The following is a 17,752-nucleotide window of genomic DNA, read 5'->3' as shown; positions in this document are numbered from 1 at the left end:
CAGCAAAGTGCGTCGTCCACATTGAAGGCTCGTCCGCGGAGCTCCATCATGCGGCGACTGATGTCGACCGCGAAGACAACCATGCACCCGGCAGCGTCGTCTCGACGCAATTACATGCTTGACGTCCCAGCGGCGATTAGACAACCCCATCACTATCGGTGTCTCCGCCTCCGAGCGTTACTGGCGCCCGTTCTCGATCACCTTCCAGCCGACCCGCATAGCCCTGGTTGGAGACGTCCAACTGGACGCCAATTTTGCCTTCTCGCTCCATGCAAACAAACACCTCTGTCAGAATCGGAGGGTTCTTCGCACGATTAGGTCAGGCCGGTCAGGAGGGGCTAAGTCGCTTACAGGAGGTGCCGGCTCAGCTCGTTCGAACGTTTCTAGATGTGGATCTGCGTGAGAGCGGAGGCCGTTGCGGCGCGGCGATCAAGGTGAGATCCGTCTTCTCTTCCAGATCGCCGCGCTAAGGCCGTCTACCACATCAGGTCAAACTCCAAAAAGGAGGCCGCGCATAGAACCCCGCCCTTGGCTTCAGACAACAGCCTGCGCTGGTTTTCTAGTTTCAGCACAATGGTCAAACGGTCGCCAGCGGCGTAACCGGCGAGCCCACAGCGCCAGGGAGGCAGAGCGGTGCTGCAGTCAGGAGGAAATATCGTCGTTGCCTTTGCCGCATCCACTTGGCGAGCTCCGAAAGATACCAGAGCTCCCCCAATGCGATCCCGACCTTGAAAAGGCAGAATTCGTGGAGTGGCAATGAGGCATGTTTTTCACCATCGGCTTCCCGTGCGGGAAGTGCCTCTATCCCGAAATTGTCCGAGATGAGCGCGGAAAGCCCAGTTCCATCAATCCACTTGAGCAGGCGTTGGTCGCGTCCATCCAATTCGGGGCAGTGGGCAAGTTGTACGGCAGAGCGGTCGAGCGTGCCAGCAGATGAGACGATAAGGTCACCAAAACCTGAGTAAAAGCACACTAGATCTCCCGGCTCGACTTCAATACGATCCGCCTCGATTATTCGCATGATATCGTCATAACCAACGACGCGTCGGCTGCGGCCGAGATGGTGACATAGATCAATCATTAGGCCGCGTCCCTGCAGGCCTGCTCGCGCCATTGTCTCTACACCGAGACGAGATGTCCGCGCGCTGCCCGTCGCAGGATCTGGCGCAATCACATCAATGCCGGCGCGCCAACCGTTGTAGTAGACTGGCTCAGCGACTCCATCCGCATCGGCATCGAAACTCTGCCCCACATGGGCAAAAGTATCCCAATGCGTCGAGTATTGAGTCGCCAATGTTACGAAATCGTCACTGACGATATCGGTTGCCCCGACCTTTTCCTTAGCCAGCGGATAGTTGTAGTTGAGGGTACCTTCTTGATCGCGTGATAGAGCGAACAATCGGGGCGGATGTCTCAGACGATGCACAACATTGCCTCCCGGCAAATTCAGTGGAAGGCTCAGGCAGAATGTCAGTCCTTCCTCGACATAGCCGGCCGCGCGCTTGCGGGCGTCCGGCGTAAGAAAATTGAGCCGCCCCAATTCGTCATCGTCACCAAAATCGCCCCAGTTGGACCCGTCGGGTCTTCGTTTCCAGCGGCTAGGCATAGCAGGCTCCAGATTTTTCAATGGATCGTAAGGTTTGCCGCACGGTCTTGCCACAGCTCGATCGGCACCTTGGGTTCAGCCAACTAAACCACTAGCCACGTCGCCTGGACACCTACCAACCCAGATAGGGCTCAAGCGTGAAAGTCGGGGTGAACAACGAGCGAGTACTGAGTCGGCGAGAATCCAGCGCTCTACAATCCGCAGAGCCGCCTCGGCCTACGCCTTATATAGCTTTCAGCTCCAGCCCGTGCGGGGTCGACCTGGCTGACGGTCTGCGTTGCGCATCCATTCCGCCTCTGAAGGGCAAGACGTTGGAGGCGATCAGCCGCGGCCGGCATTGAGGCGAGGATCGAATTCTCTATCGGGCCGCGGAGGGAACTTTCCCAACATGCTGCGGTCATGATGGACATGGGCCAACCGATGCATCGCGGCCGGGCAGGCGGCATTCCGGAACGCCGACCTGGTGCAGTTGATGGCGCTGCTTGACCGCTTTCTGCGCATCTGGAAATGGACAATGATCGTGTCCCGCGGCGTGGTGTAGTTGGCGGCATTGGTCGCCGTGCTCTCCGGTCTGCGCCCGGCTGATCAGCGCGCCAGGGCTGGCAGGTTGATCACGGGATCATCGCTCATCGGCGCGGAACAGCTTGATCAATCGATGGAGGTGCTTAGCCGGGGCGACGCAGGAAATCGCCAATTGCATGCGCGCGGCGGGCGCGCTTCATCCCACTCACTGATCCACCTCGTCAAGGAAGGATCGCTTATTCGGCTCAAGGTACAGAAATCTATGCCGAGCGCCTTGAGGCCTTTGAGCGCCGTGCGGGTTCGGCCATATATTCTCCCGTTTCGCGGATTTCCAGCTCATTGCGCTGGATGCGCGCTAATGCATCTGCGCCCAGTCTTGAGACCGTGAGCGCGACAAGAATGTTCGCGATAACATAAGCGCCGGCGACGGAGTCCGGAAAGGCGTAGCTTCGCGCCGTCATGAGGAAAAGATGATCCGAAAACCGTGCTATTGGCGCTTTCTCACTGTCGGTGATGGCAATAACCGTCGCTCTTTGGGCCCTCGCATTTTTCGCCACGTCAAAGGTGACCCGGCTATAGGGGTAGGAAGTAAACCCGATGACCACGTCATCTTGCGTGAGGTCATCGAGTTCCAATCCTGATCCCCCACCGGTGTCGAGGAGGTGAGTGTTTGGTTTGGCCTTCCGCAACGAATAGGAAAACGAATAGGCGGGGGCAAAGAAGGGTCGGCGGCCGATCACATAGACCCGTGAGGCTTCGACCAATGCCTGTACCGCTGCTTCAAGCTGCTTCTCGCTCAGCGCAGTAACCGCTGCTCTTTGCACCTCGATTTCGCGCTCTGCGAACTGTGCAGCAAAACCAACTGCACCTTCCTTCAGGCCAAGGGAAACGAGCTCCGCAGCGCGGCCCCTGTTGCTGCCCTGACCGTTGATCAATTCAGCAATATGGACCTCGCGGAATTCATCGAAACCCTTGAAGCCAAGATTCTGCGCCAACCGCACCAGCGTTACCGAAGGCACCCGGGCGCGCTTAGCAAGCTCGCGCATGGAGCGGAAGGGTATCTCGTCGCGGTGGGCAATAAGGAACTGGATCGCGGCAGCCGCAGGCCCGCGAGCCTCCGGCATGAGTTGCCGCAACTTCGCGTCTATGTCGGACGGTTTGGGATTCATGAACCTACGATCCGCATTGGTGATCATACGCTGCCACGATTCTCACGAGGAAGCAATTGATCCATATTGACGGATATTGAACTGTATGATCCAATGATTCTGCCGCAGTCCGAGAGCGTCTTCGAACGGCAAGATGGAGCGCCTCAAGCGCGCGGAAGCTCGGCGGACGCAGGAAGAGCTGCGGGGAACGAGTCTGGCAAAACATCGTGGGAGCAAAACATCGTGAAGCGGAGAATGCTGGGCTGATATGGATGCTGCTGCCGATCTTTATCCTGGCCGACGGCGCCGCGGCGGAGCGGTTCAAGTGGTGTATTCAGGGGCGCAGGGATATGTCGTGCTAGAGCGGTTCGCCACGATTGTCGATGAGATGATGATCGTATCAATCGGCTTCTTTTCTGTGATTCCTGACATGGTCCTTCCTTTGCCGACGGCATTTTTGATGAACCTTAAAATAATGCAGGATGTGGGAAGAAACATCTCAGATTTGGCGGAGACTAGCGGAGCTCGCGTGTCACCATCGCTCGAAGAAATCCATAGGAGAAAAGGAAGTGGCGAAAGAAACTTGGCGAGTTGGGATTGATGTCGGCGGCACCTTCACCGATGTTGTTGCCGTCGGTTCCCGTTCCGGCATTCGCATTCATAAGACCGCATCGACGCCAGACGATCCTTCCGTGGGTGTACTTGCGGGGGTTTCCGCGCTGGCGGAGAGCCGGGGTCTTACGATCCGGGAGTTCCTGTCGGCATGCACCCATTTCGTCCATGGCACCACCGTCGCCACCAACACACTGCTCGAAGGAAAGGGTGCCAGGACCGGTATGCTCGTAACTCGAGGCTTCCGCGATGCAATCGAAATCCGCCGCGGCTTTCGCGAGAACGTCTGGGACTATCGGACGCCTTGGCCCGATGTGCTAGTGCCACGTTGGCTGCGCAGGCCGGTAACTGAACGGGTGCTGAAGGACGGACGCATTGAAGCTGAAGTCGATCGGGCAGATCTCGATGACGCCATCGCACGGTTCAAGGCGGCCGGCGTTCAGGCGGTGGCCGTCTGCTTCATCAACAGCTACCTTAATGACGCCAATGAAGAACTTTGCGTTCGTTACCTTCGCGAGGCAATGGCGGATTGCTTTGTGTGCGGATCGGCGAAGCTCGCGCCGGTCATGGGCGAGTACGAACGTTCCTCGACGGCTGTCGTCAACGCCTATATTGGCCCAAGGGTCGTTCCCTATCTCCGACAGCTTGACGAACGCCTTAGTGAACTTGGGATGTCAAATAGACTTCTTCTCGTTCAGAGCAACGGAGGCGCGGCCTTTATTGACGATATAGAACAGCGCCCGGTTGCTTTGCTCCTCTCAGGACCGGCCGCTGGTGTCGGCGCGCTTGACTATTTCTCTGGGAAAGATGGTCTTTCCGGTCTCATCACTATGGAGATTGGCGGAACGAGTTGCGATGTCATGCTCTATGACCGGGGAAAGGTTGGTGAGACCACCCGGCTTGACATCGCCGGGTACCCGGCGATCGCGGCGAGCGTTGAAATCAATACCGTCGGCACCGGCGGCGGCACGATCGCCTATGTCGATGCTGGCGGCATGCTCCAAGTCGGACCGCAGGGGGCCGGCTCGCGCCCGGGTCCGGCCTGCTACGGGCTTGGGGGAACGATGGCCACGGTCACCGATGCCCACGTGGTTTTGGGGCGGCTGCGGCCCGGCGCCTACGCGGACGGATCGGTCAACATCCGCTCGGAACTCGCGCATGAAGCGATCGCCGAGCGCGTGGCACAACCGCTGGGTCTGACGGTGGAGGGGGCAGCGATCGGCATCATACGCCTCGCCGAACAGAACATGCTGCACGCAATGGAGCGGATGTCTAGCGAGCGCGGCGTCAACCCTCAAGCCCTGACGCTCGTTGCTTGCGGAGGCGCCGGAGCGCTCCACGGTGTGGCAGTCGCTCGGCTACTGGGATGCCGGTCGGTCTTCGTGCCCCGGCTTGCCGGCGTCTTCTGCGCGTTCGGAATGTGCAATTCCAACATTCGTCACGACATCATTCAATCCTGCATGGTCGAGCTCTCGGATAACATTCTTGCGCGGATTTCTGAGCAGGTTGCAGAGCGTGAGGACGAACAGCGCGCCCGACTGCTTGAAAGCTTCTCCAATGAGGCAATCGTCCTCGATTGTTTTCTGGAGTTGCGATACCGGGGGCAGCAATGGACCGTGCGCGTGCCGTTCTTTGGTCGTACGGACACGGTGCAAACGCTGCGGCATCGGTTCGAGGAAGAATTCTCAAGCATCTACGGTTATGTGCAGGAACGCAACGAGGTACAGATCGTCGCCTTTCATCTTGTTGGCAAGGGCCGGTTTCCTGCGGTTGCGCTGGAGCGCGCCGAAGCACGTACTGAAAGCCCCGAGAGAAGCGGCTCGCGCAACGTTTGGATCAGTCCTAGCACCGGCTTCGTTGATGCGCCTGTATTTTCTCCCTCAAATCTACATCCAGGGTCAAAGATAATAGGACCTGCTGTTGTTGAGGAACTGACGACGACCATTCTTCTTGGAGTGGCAGACGTGCTGTTGGTGGATGAGGGTGGAAACTATTCTATTCAACTTTCTATCTCGGAGTGATTAGCATGGCCGTCGACCCTATCACGATGACGCTGGTGCAGAAGCGCTTGGATCATATCTCTCGCTATATGGGATGGGCGATGACGCGGACCGCGCAGAGTCCGATCTTCAGCGAGAGCCACGACTTCTCCTGCTTTCTGAGCAATGCCCGAGGCGAGGCGCTATCTGTCGCCGATGGTCTTCCGATTCATACGGGGGGAGGTGATTTTGCCGTTCGCGCAGTACTTCGCGACTATGGCAATGATCTTCACGACGGCGATGTCTTCATCCTGAGCGACCCATACGAGGCGGGAGGAAACCATCTGCCGGATTGGACGATAATTCGCCCGATCATCGTTGAGGGCAGGTTTCTTGGGTTCGCGAGCAATAGGGCACACCAATCCGACATCGGTGGGGGTGCGGCGGGAACCTACAATGCCGCGGCGACCGAAATTTTCCATGAAGGCATCCGGCTTCCGGTCCTCCGCCTCTTCGAGCGCGGCCGAGTGCGCGAAGACCTTTGGCGCCTCCTTCTGCTCAACAGCCGCACCTCGGATCTTCTTGACGGTGATCTTGCCGCGATGGTTGGCTCGACGCGCACCGGGCGCGACAGGGTTGCGGCGCTTGCTCGCGAGTATGGTCTCTCTGAAACCAAGGGGGTTTTCAGCGCCATCCTTGATCATGCGCAGATACTGATGAAGGAGATGATCCGTACAGTTCCCGAGGGGGTCTATTATGGCGAGGATGTTTCCGACACCGACTGCTTTGAGTCGGTGGACGTGCCCGTTCGCGTCACCCTTACCGTAAAGAATAAGCATCTGCATTTCGACTTCTCTGGCAGCGCGCCGCAAATCCGCGGCTTCAAGAACAGCTCGCTTGCCAATACGAGTTCGGCGGTCTTCCTCGCGGTGATGTCGTTCTTCAATGGGCGCGTACCGCAGAACCAGGGCGCCATGAGGCAGATGACGATCGAAGCACCGCCCGGCACTGTCGTAAACGCCCTTCCGCCGGCGCCGATGACGATGAACACCGTGCATCCGACGAGCGAGATTGTCCACGCCGTCTGGCGGGCCCTTGCGGCCGCCATGCCTTTGGAAAGCTATGCCGGCTGGGGAAAGACTTGCTACTGCATTTCGTCGGGACGCAAAGACGACGGTAGAACCTACGTGATGTATCACTGGAATGGGTCGTCCGGGGCAGGAGCCCTCCGGGGGCGGGATGGCTTCCCTGCGGCCGGACAGCTCTGCACCCTAGGCGGAATGAACCTCCCCAATGTCGAAACCTACGAGCAAGTCTATCCCGTAAAAATTCATCGCTCCGAGATGCGAAAGGACAGCGGGGGGGCAGGCGAGTTTCGCGGCGGAACCGGCCTTGAATACTCCGCCTCGACATATCAGCCCGCCGAGTACTCGTTCCGCAGTGAAGGCAGCCGCAAACCAACCGGCTATGGCATCGTAGGCGGCGAGCCCGGGGTGAAGGGCACAATCGCTGTGACGCTGTTGGACAGCGACGAAGCGATTGCCGTTCCACAATATGGAATCATGCAACTAGGGCCAGCAAGGGTGGACGTCAGCTCCCCAGGTGGTGGTGGCTTCGGAGATCCTCTCAGGCGGGATCCCCTCGCAGTTCAGCGCGACGTGGTAGACGAGATCGTGAGCCCTGAGATGGCCAGGGACGTCTACGGCGTCGTCCTCAGCTCCAGTTCGGTTGCAGTCGATCTTTTGGCCACCGAAGCGCGAAGGGAAGAGCTTTTGCAGGCACGCCGCCCCACGCCTTAAGCGCCGGCCACGCAGCTCTTAAAAGTCGCGTTGCTCGGCCGTTAGTTTCCCGGGCAGCAGGGTTAGTTCCGAACGTAACCTCGGGGAGCTGAGTAAGGGAAATGCGTGGATGGAAGGTGAAGCAGTTGATCCGCATTGACATTCATTGGATCATGTGATCCAGTCGGCATCTCAACAAAGGTAGTCAATGAGTTCGGATATGCAGCGCATTTCAAGGCTAGGCCACAACTTTGGAGAGGTCGTTGGGCCGAGATCTCGCGACGAGTTTCAACGAGCACTAAGGATCACGCCAGGCGGAAGCATGCGCGCTGCCCCCTTTTTCGCCCCCCAGCCGCCTTATGCCGCGTCAGCAGCCGGCTGCTGGATCACCGACGCAGACGGCAGGAAGGTCTTCGACAGCGCAAACAACTTCTTCTCGCTCGTTCACGGCCATGCCTTTCCGCCGGTGATTGAGGCGCTGCACAAGGTCCTGGACGACGGCACCGCATTCGGGCTTCCGACCACGAGCGAGACCAGCCTTGCGGAAGCGATCAGCGCGCGCTCACCGAGGCTTGAGCAGGTCCGCTTCACGAGCTCCGGCACCGAGGCTGTCATGTACGCCGTCAAGGCCGCGCGCGCGATTACAGGGCGCCCGATGATCGCGAAGTTTGAGGGCGCATATCACGGCGCTTACGACTATGTGGAAGTCAGCCTTGATTCTGCTCCAATGAACTGGGGCGATTCGTTGCCCAAGAGTGTGCTCTATGCCAAGGGAACTCCCGTCTCCACCGCCGCGGAGGTTCTGGTCCTCCCCTACAACGAGCCCGAGACGTGCAGAGAGCTCATCCGTGCACACCATGAGCGTCTCGCCGCGATCCTCGTCGATCCGCTCGCCTCTCGCGTCGGCATGGTTCCGATGGACGCGGATGTGCGGGAGGTCATCCAGGATTGCTGTAACCGCTACGGCATCCTGCTTGTGATAGACGAGGTCGTTTCATACCGCATCGGTTATCATGGCGCCCATGCCACGTTCGGCTTTGAGCCGGATCTGGTGGCTTTGGGAAAGATCATCGGCGGTGGCTTGCCTGTTGGGGCCGTCGCAGGGCCGGCGTCACACATGGCGGTCTTCGATCACACCAAGGGCAAGCCAGCCGTCTCCCACGGCGGCACGTTCAGCGCCAACCCGCTCAGCATGACAGCTGGGCTGGCGGCGCTGAAATCATACACTATGGATGCCGTGGCACGTCTTAACCGGATGGGCGATATGCTTCGTAGCGAAATCGCTGAGCAACTAAGAAGGCGCGAACTCCCCGCGCAAGTTACGGGGATGAGCTCCCTCTTTCGGCTCCATCTGAAGACTGAAGTTATCCGAAACTACCGGACTTCGTTCCCGAGCCCCGTGCAGAAGACTGCGCTGGCAAAGGTTCACCTTGCAATGCTGGAACGGGGTTTTCTGATGACGCCGAATTGCTCCGGCGCGCTCTCGACACCGATGAGCAAGCCCGATGTCCAAGATTTAGCCTCCGCCCTCGTGGATGCCATTCATGAAACTTGGAAACAATCTCCATGGGAGTGATCGAGCAAACGGTGGAAAGCGCAGTCGCATCAGCGCTCGCATCGGCGGCCTTGCAGATATGGCACGAGGTGCGAGGGGGATATCAATGACTACGCAATCAAACGCAGAAGTTCGGCACGAAACGCCGGCCTTGACCCACTCGGAGGAAGCGTTCGCACGCGCGATGTCGGTATTTCCCGACGGTACGAGCCGGGTAACGATCGAACGCGATCCAATTCCGAAGTACATGGAGCGAGGCGAGGGCGCTTATCTCTTCGATGTCGATGGAAACCGCTATCTTGATTTGAACGGGAATTTTACGACCCTCATCCACGGACATGCGTTCAAACCTATCGTCGAGGCGGTCTATCGGCAGCTGGCGAGCGGCAGCTGCTTTGCCAATCCGACGAAGATGGAAATCGAGCTGGCGACTATCCTTTGCGAGAGGATTCCGAATGTCGATCGCGTTCGATTTGTAAACACCGGCACTGAAGCCGTAATGTTCGCTATCAAGGCGGCACGAGCTTTTACCGACAAGGCAGGAATCGCCAAGTTCGAGGGAGCCTACCACGGCGCCTATGATTGGGTTGAAGTGAGCCAGTCGGCAAGCCCGGAGAACTGGGGACCTGCCGACGATCCGGTCTCGGTGCCGTTGTACAAGGGTATGCCGGAAAGCGTTCTCCAAGAGACGCTTGTGCTGCGCTTCAATGACACTGAGCTGCTCGAGAAGAAGCTCCAGGCCCATGCGCATTGGATCGCGGCGGTCGTAATCGATCCGATGCCGAGCCGCGCTGGCCTGATAGCGCCGAACCCTGGCTTCCTGGAGGCGCTGCATCGGCTCTGCCGCCATCACGGTGTGCTCATTATCGCTGACGAAGTGTTGAACCTGCGCCAAGGCTACCACGGCGCATCGGCGCGATACGGGCTGAAGCCCGACCTGATCACCATGGGCAAGATAATCGGCGGTGGGCTGCCCATCGGTGCTATCGGCGGACGCGCGGAGGTTATGCAGGTCTTCAGCGCCAAGTCCGGGCGCCCCCTCCTGCCACAGGGCGGAACGTTCTCGGCCAATCCACTATCGATTGTAGCCGGCATCGCCGCAATGCGCGCTTTGGACAAAGCAGCGTTCGCTCGCCTCGACGGGCTGGGCGACCGGCTGCGTGCCAACCTCACCGAGATCATTGCCCAACGCGACGCTCCGTTTGCAGTTACCGGAGCCGGCTCCCTGTTTCGAATTCATCCGACGCGGCGGAAACCGCGTGAGTTCAGGGACACGGCAACCAATCCAGCCCAGAACGTCATCCTAAGGACGCTCTCCCGCTTCTTTTCCCGGCACGGTGTCATTTTGCCGAATGGGGCTGCCGCGTGCCTGTCAACACCGATGGGAGAGGCCGAGGTCGATACAATATCCGACCTGTTTCGTCTCTTCCTCCAAGAACACGCAGCAGACATCAACAATATGGAGAAGCCGGAGTAATGTCCGTAGAAACTGTAGCCGAACGGATTGCAGCAGCACTGCAACGCAACAGCGTCGAGATGATTTTTGCCCAGAGCCTACCCTCGGCGGTGGTTCTGGCATGCGAAAAGATCGGTATCCGGCAAATCGCCTACCGCCAGGAAAATATGGGTGGGGCCATGGCTGATGGTTACTCCCGCATATCGGGCAAAGTCGGCGTCGTGTGTGCCCAAAATGGGCCTGCCGCAACGTTGCTCGTACCGCCGCTATCCGAAGCGCTTAAGGCTAGCATTCCGGTGGTGGCCTTGGTGCAGGAGGTCGAGCGCCACCAGCTCGACCGGAACGCATTCCAAGAACTGGATCACATCGCCCTTTTCTCGGCCTGCTCCAAATGGACGCGACGGGTGATAACGGCTGATCGGATCGAGGACTATGTCGACTCCGCGTTCATCGCTGCAGCCAGTGGCCGGCCTGGCCCAGCCGTTCTCATACTTCCCGCCGACCTGCTCCGCGAGAATGTCCCGGCTGGCGTACGTGGTCGGACAGGGAACTACGGTACGTGGCCCCTTGACCCCATCCGCCCGAGCAACGAGGCGCTCGAGGCGGTGGCCAAGTTGATCGCTTGCGCCAAGTCGCCCGTCGTTTTAGCCGGAGGCGGCGCGGTTTCGCCAGCCGCGAGCAAAGCGCTCGCGGAGCTGCAGAGCACGGCGCATTTGCCCGTGTTTACAACGAATATGGGCAAAGGCGCTGTCGATGAGCGCGCGCCTCTGACTTGCGGCGTAAGTGGGGGGCTGAACGGCCCAAGATCTCTCGGCTATCGCACGCGCGCCATTATGGATGAGGCAGATCTCGTCTTTCTCGTCGGCACTAGGACCAACCAGAACGGAACCGATAGCTGGCGTTCGATCCCTTCTACGGCGACGGTCGTACACCTCGACATCGATCCTTGCGAAATCGGCAGGAACTACGAGTCTGTCCGCCTCGTCGGAGACATAGCGACTACAATTCAAGCCCTGAGTGCCGCGCTACTGTCGGAGGATCTCTCCAATCGCTCAGCCAAGAAGGCGTCCCTTGAACATCGCATCGCCGAAGCCTGGGAGCAATTCGAGCAGGATCGCAGCATCTTCAGCGGCAGCAACCAGACGCCGTTGAGGCCAGAACGCATAATGCGCGATCTGCAATCGCGCATGACACCGGAAACCATCGTCGTGGCGGACGCGAGTTATTCTTCAATGTGGATCGTCGGCCAGCTCCGCACACTTCGGGCAGGGCAGCGGTTCATCGCTCCGCGCGGCTTGGCAGGTCTGGGATGGGGCTTGCCACTGGGCATGGGCGCCAAGCTGGCAAGACCCGACAGTCCTGTTGTCGTACTCGTCGGAGACGGCGGGTTTGCCCATAGCTGGGGAGAACTCGAAACGCTCGCGCGGTCTGAAATCAACCTTACGGTAATCGTGCTCAACAACGGCGTGCTCGGCTTCCAAAAAGATGCCGAGACCGTGAAATTCGGCGGCTATACGACAGCCTGTCATTTCGCTCCCGTCGACCATGCTGCTCTCGCCAAGGCCTGCGGCTGTGAAGCGGTAACAGTCAAAAATCCGGGCGACATTGGGCCTGCCCTCGACCGCGCTCTGTCCTCGAAGACGCCGGTGCTCATCGAAGTCATCAGCGATCCTGATGCGCACCCGCCGATCTCGCTTTTCACGGGCACCCTTGGCGAACCATCGGAACTGGTATGACGACGGCGCCTTCCACGAAGGTTGCCGTTGTCTCAGGAGGCTCGTCGGGAATTGGTTTGGCCTGTGTTCGCCAACTGCGCATCGCCGGTTGGGACGTGGCTTTTTCAGCCAGAACGCGGACACCTTGCGAGCCACTGAGCAGGCGGTTCGCAAGGAAATACCGTCCGGGGGCCGCCTGCTAGCCAGCCCCGCCGACCTCCGGGATCATGCGTCTGTTCATGCCCTTTTCCATGCAGATCCATTCGTTGGAGCGATTATCGAGGTGAACGGAGAGGAGTTCGCTCCCCACATGAGCCCAGTCACTATCACCCGACCAAGGTTGGAATCACATGATTATGCCTGACATTGAACTTGCGAAGCGCGCTGCTGGCGAAATCGCTGAACGCACCAAGACAACCAAGAGGTCCGAAATGCGAGAGCGCTGGCCGACGCAATGCCTGGTGGATGGCGAATGGGTGGGGGTGCCTGAATTGCCGGTGCTCAATCCCTCCACCAACGAAGAAATTGCGAAGGTTCCCGATTTCGGCGCGGCAGAGACTGCCAAGGCCATCGCAGCGGCCAAGCGCGCGTTCCCGGCTTGGGCAGGGCTCCTTGCCAAGGAGCGATCGACGACTATGCGCCGATGGCACGATCTCATGGTGAAATATGCCGACGAGTTGGCTCGGATACTAACCAGCGAACAGGGCAAGCCGTTGTCTGAAGCCAAGGCCGAGATCTTCTACGCGGCCTCCTTTTTGGAATTCTACGCCGAAGAAGCAAAGCGGATCTACGGCGAGACAATTCCAAGCCACATCCAGGACGGCCGCATTGTGGTGATCCGTCAACCAGCGGGCGTCGTTGCCGCAATCACGCCCTGGAACTTTCCGGCAGCGATGATAACCCGCAAAGTTGGCCCGGCCCTTGCGGCTGGCTGCACGGCCATCGTCAAACCTGCGCTGGAAACACCGCTCACGGCATTCGCCATTGCTGCCATCGGGCAGAAGGCGGGTCTGCCGCCCGGCGTCCTCAATGTTGTCACAGGAAACGCTCACGCGATCGGAAAGGCACTCTGCGACAGCCCGGATGTCCGCGTGCTGAGTTTCACTGGTTCCACGGCGGTCGGGAAGCTCCTGATGGCGCAGTGCGCGATAACCGTGAAGAAACTCGCGCTCGAATTGGGTGGCAACGCTCCCTTCATCGTCTTTGATGACGCCGACATCGATGCGGCTGTCGCTGGGGCCATGGCGTCGAAATTCCGCAACATGGGCCAGACCTGCGTGTGTGCGAACCGGATCTATGTTCAAGATTCCATCTACGATGCGTTTGCCGAAAAGCTTGCGACCGCAGTTGCGCGGCTCAAGGTCGGCGACGGCATGGCCGAAGGCATTGGCCAGGGACCATTGATAAGCGCGGCCGCGGTTGCGAAGGTGGAGCAGCATATTGCCGACGCAGTGGCGAAGGGTGCGCGCATACTTACAGGGGGCACTCGTCATGAGCTAGGTGGCACCTTCTACAAGCCGACGGTGCTCTCCGACGTCACCCAGTCGATGAAGGTTGCCCGAGAAGAGACGTTCGGACCGCTTGCCCCGCTGTTCCGATTCAGCGGGGACGAGGACGTGATCGCGATGGCGAACGACACCGAATTCGGCCTCGCCGCCTACTTTTATGCGCGCGATATCGGCCGCATATGGCGTGTCGCAGAGGCGCTTGAGTACGGCATGGTCGCAGTCAACAGCGGGCGTCTCTCAACAGAGCTTGCTCCCTTCGGAGGCATCAAGGAGTCGGGTATCGGTCGCGAAGGATCCCGCCACGGCATCGAAGAGTACACGGAACTGAAGCTCATGCTCATGGCCGGCATCTAGTCAAACACCGTCTCTGCTCCTGGACGGATCTGGCTGACGCCAAATCCTCTGCTCGCCGGCCACAGCGCCGCACGCGACTGCGCGCTGCAATCGCGGTGCAATCAGCGCTGTATGACCACCTTAGACGTTATGACCGTGGTCTGAGCGGCGGCCCGCCCTTAGTCTTTGCAGCTGTTAAGCAAACGGGGGTTGCTCGGGAGTGCCGAGCCGAGCCCCAAGCGAAGAAAGGACGGGCCATGGAGCAAGATAACGTTTTTTACGTCGGTGTCGATGTGTCGAAAGCCAAGCACGCAATTGCGGTTGCCGAGGGTGGCCGCAATGGGGAGGTCCGGTATTTCGGCGAGATCGAGGCGAGGCCGGCGGCGGTCGAGCGCTTCGTGCGCAAGCTGGAGAAAAAGCATCCCCGCCTGCATTTCTGCTACGAAGCCGGCCCGACCGGCTACGGGCTTTACCGGCAGATCGTCGAGCTCGGTCAGCGCTGCGATGTCGTTGCGCCGTCGCTGATCCCCAAGCGCCCGGGCGAGCGCGTCAAGACGAACCGGCGCGATGCGGTCAGTCTGGCGCGGCTGCTGCGGGCTGGAGAACTGAAGGGAATCTGGGTTCCAGATACGGTGCATGAAGCGGTGCGCGACATGGTGCGGGTGCGGTCCGCGGCGAGCGAGGATCTGCGCAAGAAGCGCCAGATGCTGCTTTCGTTCCTGCTGCGCCATGGCCGGGTCTTTACCGGTTGCAAGAACTGGACCCGGGCCCATGCCCGCTGGCTGGCGGCGCAAAAGTTCGACCATCCGGCCCAGCAGATCGTGTTCCAGGACCAGGTCGACGTGATCACCGATGCGCAGGACCGGCTGGAGCGGCTGGATGCGCAGTTGGCTGAGCTGGTGCCGAGCTGGTCGATGGCGCCGGTGGTGGCGGCCTATCAGGCGCTGCGTGGTGTGTCCTTCATCGTCGCCGTCACCTTTGTCAGCGAAGTCGGCGATGTCCGCCGCTTCGACAATCCGCGGCAGTTGATGGCCTTTCTCGGCCTGGTGCCCTCGGAGCGCTCGACCGGCGACACAGTAAAGCGTGGCGGCCTGACGCTGGCCGGCAACCGGCGGGCGCGTCGCGTCCTGGTGGAGGGCGCCTGGAGCTATCGCTATCCGGCCAGGGTGACGGAGACCATTCGGGTCCGGCTCGAGGGCCTGCCGAAGGCCGTGCGCGAGATCGCCTGGAAGGCGCAGACACGGCTTTGCGCCCGCTACCGGCGCATGACGGCTGCCGGCAAGAAGAAACCCATCGTGATTGCGGCGGTCGCGCGCGAGATGGCGGCGTTCCTGTGGGCCATCGGCCACCAGATCGAACCGGTCAACTGAAATGCAGCGCGCTTCTTCACCGAAGATCAGGATCCCGGCAAGCGTCCCCTTGGCGCGGGCGCCGCCGGATTGAGGGGCTCTGCCCGCGCCCGGATCTTCCGGCAAAAAACCGGGCAGCACGGCGACGGGATGTAGCCACGGTGGGGAACTCCCGTGCTAACTATGTGGCTGGGCATCAGCCCAACGCCCGATATTAGACAGGGATAGCCCAGGACGAATTACGGAAGTGCGGTAACCAACCCGCGGATAAGAGCTGGATCAACCGTCGTCTCAAGGCCCATCCCGTCTCCGTGCTGCCCCATCAACGAAGGGCAAACCTGTGGCAAAAGGCATAGGGCGAAAAAGTTCATCCATCATTCTTGACCACGGTCATAAGCCAGGACTCATTGATCCAGAAGATGAAGGCTGCAGCGAATGCGATCGCCGACAGGAAGGTGTGAGCACATCGGTCGTATCTGGTGTGGATGCGTCGCCAGTCTTTGAGGCGTGCGAACATGTTCTCGATCCTGTGGCGTTGTCGGTATAGGACAGGATCGTAGCTGTGCTGAACACGATGCTTGGCATGGGGTGGGATGCATGGCGTGATACCGCGCTCGACGAGCGCCTGGCGGAAGGCCGCTGAACTGTAGGCCCGATCGGCGAGCAGGGATTTGGCGGCGGGCAAATCCTCGATCACTGCCGCAGCAGTCTTGTGATCATTGGCCTACCCTTCGCTCAGATGCAGCAGCCGCGGACGTCCCTTGCCGTCACAGACCACTTGCAGCTTGGTGGTCAGTCCGCCTCGGCTGCGTCCGATACATCGGGATAGAGCCCCTTATTAAAAAGGCTGGCGGCAGTGCGATGCGCTTTGAGATGGGTGGCATCGATCATCAGATTGTCCGTTTCGCCGCCCTGCGCGGCCAGTTCCGCCAGGATGCGGTTGAACACACCCAGCCGACTCCAGCGGATGAAGCGGTTGTAGATGGTCTTGTGCGGACCGTAGTCGGAAGGGACATCTCGCCAGCGAAGACCATTGCGGATCACGAACAGGATGCCGCTCAGCACCCGGCGGTCATCTACACGCGGCACACCATGCGACAAAGGAAAATAGAGCTCGATCCGGCGCATCTGCTCCGGCGTTAACATCAGCAAATCACTCAAGGCGGCACCTCCTGCCACCTTGAATCACCCAACAGAGATCAATTCAACAAATTAATGGGTCCTGACCCTAGCTGGAATCTGCGCCTCGAGTGCCCGGCGCAAATCGGGAGCAAGCTTACGACAGTGCTGCGGAATTTCGGTTGCGACCTTCCGGGCCTGCCAGTGCCGGGATTACGCCCGCGTCGGCCTCCGGATCGACCGCTGTGGCCAGCGCTTTGTTCTGGAAATCAACTCCATGCCAGCGATCGGTATGCCCAGCACTTATGTTCTGGCCGCGACGGCCGCCGGACACAGCTTCTCGAGCGTTCTCAATCGCATCCTCGATATCGCCCACACGCGGTATTTTGGAATCGGCACCTGCAAGGCCGAACACACTTTCCGGTAAGGTCTGGCTGTTGACGCCAACCTATTTCGGAAGGACCACCGATGACCGGCGATGATGAACCTGCGCACCCTCGTGGAGAAGACCCGGGTACCGATCTCCCTGCTGGAGATGATGGAGATGGAGGTGAGCGCGGCCACCGGAGTCGGCTATGGCGAGAAGAACCCGCTGCGGCTCGCCAGCGCAATGGCTACCGCGACCGGGACTGGAGACGCGGGCCGGCACGGTCGAGCTGCGTATCCCGAAGCTCAGGAAGCGAAACTACTTCCCGGGTTTCCTCGAACCGCGCCGCATGGCGGAGAAGGCGGCGACCGCCGTCATCCACGAAGCCTATTTGCAAGGGATCCCGATCCGATCGGTTGACGAGCTAGTCAAGGCCATGGGCATGATCTCCATAACATAAAGACCATTCGTGTTGCTGGCGAAAAAAAGCTGCAACACCCAACATGCGGTGCTGTATGTGGAAGCGCCTGCCACATGTGAACCGCAGCTGGCGCTAAGGTTTTGATGTTGGCAGGCGCGTCGTGCGCGATGAGCAGATGCGTCAACTACCAGATGCCGTAGTTTCGGTGCTTGCCCGAAAGCTCTAGAAACGAGTTCGTGTAAACGCAGTCACCTGTGCAGCATACGAAACGCAGCCCCTGGAGC

The 17,752-nt window shown here is 59.8% G+C and carries 11 protein-coding genes and 2 pseudogenes; 10 read left to right on the top strand and 3 right to left on the bottom strand.

Annotation, left to right across the window (positions count from 1 at the left end; translation table 11 throughout):
• Nucleotides 1–577: 577 nt before the first annotated feature.
• The gene (locus NKH30_RS28585; RefSeq protein WP_352997626.1) at nucleotides 578–1,606 is read right to left on the bottom strand and encodes a cyclase family protein; all 1,029 of its coding nucleotides are present in this window, start codon (nucleotides 1,604–1,606) and stop codon (nucleotides 578–580) included.
• Nucleotides 1,607–2,388: 782 nt separating this feature from the next.
• Entirely contained in the window at nucleotides 2,389–3,297 is a 909-nt protein-coding gene (locus NKH30_RS28580; protein WP_352997625.1) for a MurR/RpiR family transcriptional regulator, read from the bottom strand.
• 247 nt (nucleotides 3,298–3,544) lie between these two features.
• Here NKH30_RS28580 and NKH30_RS28575 point away from each other — a divergent pair, with 247 nt between their 5' ends.
• The 8 genes from NKH30_RS28575 (at nucleotide 3,545) to NKH30_RS28540 (ending at nucleotide 15,582) form a co-directional block, all read left to right on the top strand.
• The gene (locus NKH30_RS28575) at nucleotides 3,545–3,877 is read left to right on the top strand and encodes a hypothetical protein (protein ID WP_352997624.1); all 333 of its coding nucleotides are present in this window, start codon (nucleotides 3,545–3,547) and stop codon (nucleotides 3,875–3,877) included.
• Entirely contained in the window at nucleotides 3,846–5,909 is a 2,064-nt protein-coding gene (locus tag NKH30_RS28570; protein ID WP_352997623.1) for a hydantoinase/oxoprolinase family protein, read from the top strand. The genes NKH30_RS28575 and NKH30_RS28570 overlap by 32 nt, the downstream gene beginning before the upstream one ends.
• Nucleotides 5,910–5,914: 5 nt before the next feature.
• Entirely contained in the window at nucleotides 5,915–7,666 is a 1,752-nt protein-coding gene (locus NKH30_RS28565) for a hydantoinase B/oxoprolinase family protein (protein WP_352997622.1), read from the top strand.
• Between the two features lie 301 nt (nucleotides 7,667–7,967).
• Nucleotides 7,968–9,221 carry an aspartate aminotransferase family protein gene (locus tag NKH30_RS28560; RefSeq protein ID WP_352997621.1) on the top strand — a complete coding sequence of 418 codons (1,254 nt, stop codon included), beginning with the start codon at nucleotides 7,968–7,970 and terminating at the stop codon, nucleotides 9,219–9,221.
• An 85-nt stretch (nucleotides 9,222–9,306) separates the two neighbouring features.
• Nucleotides 9,307–10,677, top strand: coding sequence for an aspartate aminotransferase family protein (locus NKH30_RS28555; protein WP_352997620.1), 1,371 nt, complete (start codon nucleotides 9,307–9,309; stop codon nucleotides 10,675–10,677).
• Nucleotides 10,677–12,392 carry an acetolactate synthase catalytic subunit gene (locus NKH30_RS28550; protein ID WP_352997619.1) on the top strand — a complete coding sequence of 572 codons (1,716 nt, stop codon included), beginning with the start codon at nucleotides 10,677–10,679 and terminating at the stop codon, nucleotides 12,390–12,392. Before NKH30_RS28555 ends, NKH30_RS28550 begins: the two co-directional genes overlap by 1 nt.
• Nucleotides 12,393–12,802: 410 nt before the next feature.
• The gene (locus NKH30_RS28545; protein ID WP_352997628.1) at nucleotides 12,803–14,233 is read left to right on the top strand and encodes an NAD-dependent succinate-semialdehyde dehydrogenase; all 1,431 of its coding nucleotides are present in this window, start codon (nucleotides 12,803–12,805) and stop codon (nucleotides 14,231–14,233) included.
• A gap of 236 nt (nucleotides 14,234–14,469) precedes the next feature.
• Entirely contained in the window at nucleotides 14,470–15,582 is a 1,113-nt protein-coding gene (locus NKH30_RS28540; protein ID WP_352997618.1) for an IS110 family RNA-guided transposase, read from the top strand.
• Nucleotides 15,583–15,928: 346 nt separating this feature from the next.
• Here the strand turns inward: NKH30_RS28540 and NKH30_RS28535 are convergent.
• Nucleotides 15,929–16,722, bottom strand: a pseudogene (locus tag NKH30_RS28535) (IS5 family transposase).
• Between the two features lie 61 nt (nucleotides 16,723–16,783).
• Between NKH30_RS28535 and NKH30_RS28530 the strand changes: the two are divergent.
• Together NKH30_RS28530 and NKH30_RS28525 are read left to right on the top strand one after the other, a co-directional pair.
• The gene (locus tag NKH30_RS28530) at nucleotides 16,784–17,107 is read left to right on the top strand and encodes a D-alanine--D-alanine ligase family protein (protein ID WP_352997627.1); all 324 of its coding nucleotides are present in this window, start codon (nucleotides 16,784–16,786) and stop codon (nucleotides 17,105–17,107) included.
• Between the two features lie 51 nt (nucleotides 17,108–17,158).
• Nucleotides 17,159–17,489 (top strand): annotated as a pseudogene (locus NKH30_RS28525) (transposase); the annotation flags it as partial.
• Between the last annotated feature and the right edge of the window lie 263 nt (nucleotides 17,490–17,752).

The organism is Mesorhizobium sp. M1273, assembly GCF_040318195.1.
In the GTDB taxonomy this organism is placed as follows: Bacteria; Pseudomonadota; Alphaproteobacteria; order Rhizobiales; family Rhizobiaceae; genus Mesorhizobium.
Note: the sequence above shows the minus strand (reverse complement) of the source record. Positions and strands in the feature narration are given on the sequence as shown.

Coding starts and splice junctions, on each gene's coding strand:
- NKH30_RS28585 (WP_352997626.1), bottom strand. CDS start 1,606: ATGCCTAGCCGCTGGAAACGAAGACCCGACGGGTCCAACTGGGGCGAT.
- NKH30_RS28580 (WP_352997625.1), bottom strand. CDS start 3,297: ATGAATCCCAAACCGTCCGACATAGACGCGAAGTTGCGGCAACTCATG.
- NKH30_RS28575 (WP_352997624.1), top strand. CDS start 3,545: ATGGATGCTGCTGCCGATCTTTATCCTGGCCGACGGCGCCGCGGCGGA.
- NKH30_RS28565 (WP_352997622.1), top strand. CDS start 5,915: ATGGCCGTCGACCCTATCACGATGACGCTGGTGCAGAAGCGCTTGGAT.
- NKH30_RS28560 (WP_352997621.1), top strand. CDS start 7,968: ATGCGCGCTGCCCCCTTTTTCGCCCCCCAGCCGCCTTATGCCGCGTCA.
- NKH30_RS28555 (WP_352997620.1), top strand. CDS start 9,307: ATGACTACGCAATCAAACGCAGAAGTTCGGCACGAAACGCCGGCCTTG.
- NKH30_RS28550 (WP_352997619.1), top strand. CDS start 10,677: ATGTCCGTAGAAACTGTAGCCGAACGGATTGCAGCAGCACTGCAACGC.
- NKH30_RS28545 (WP_352997628.1), top strand. CDS start 12,803: ATGCGAGAGCGCTGGCCGACGCAATGCCTGGTGGATGGCGAATGGGTG.
- NKH30_RS28540 (WP_352997618.1), top strand. CDS start 14,470: ATGGAGCAAGATAACGTTTTTTACGTCGGTGTCGATGTGTCGAAAGCC.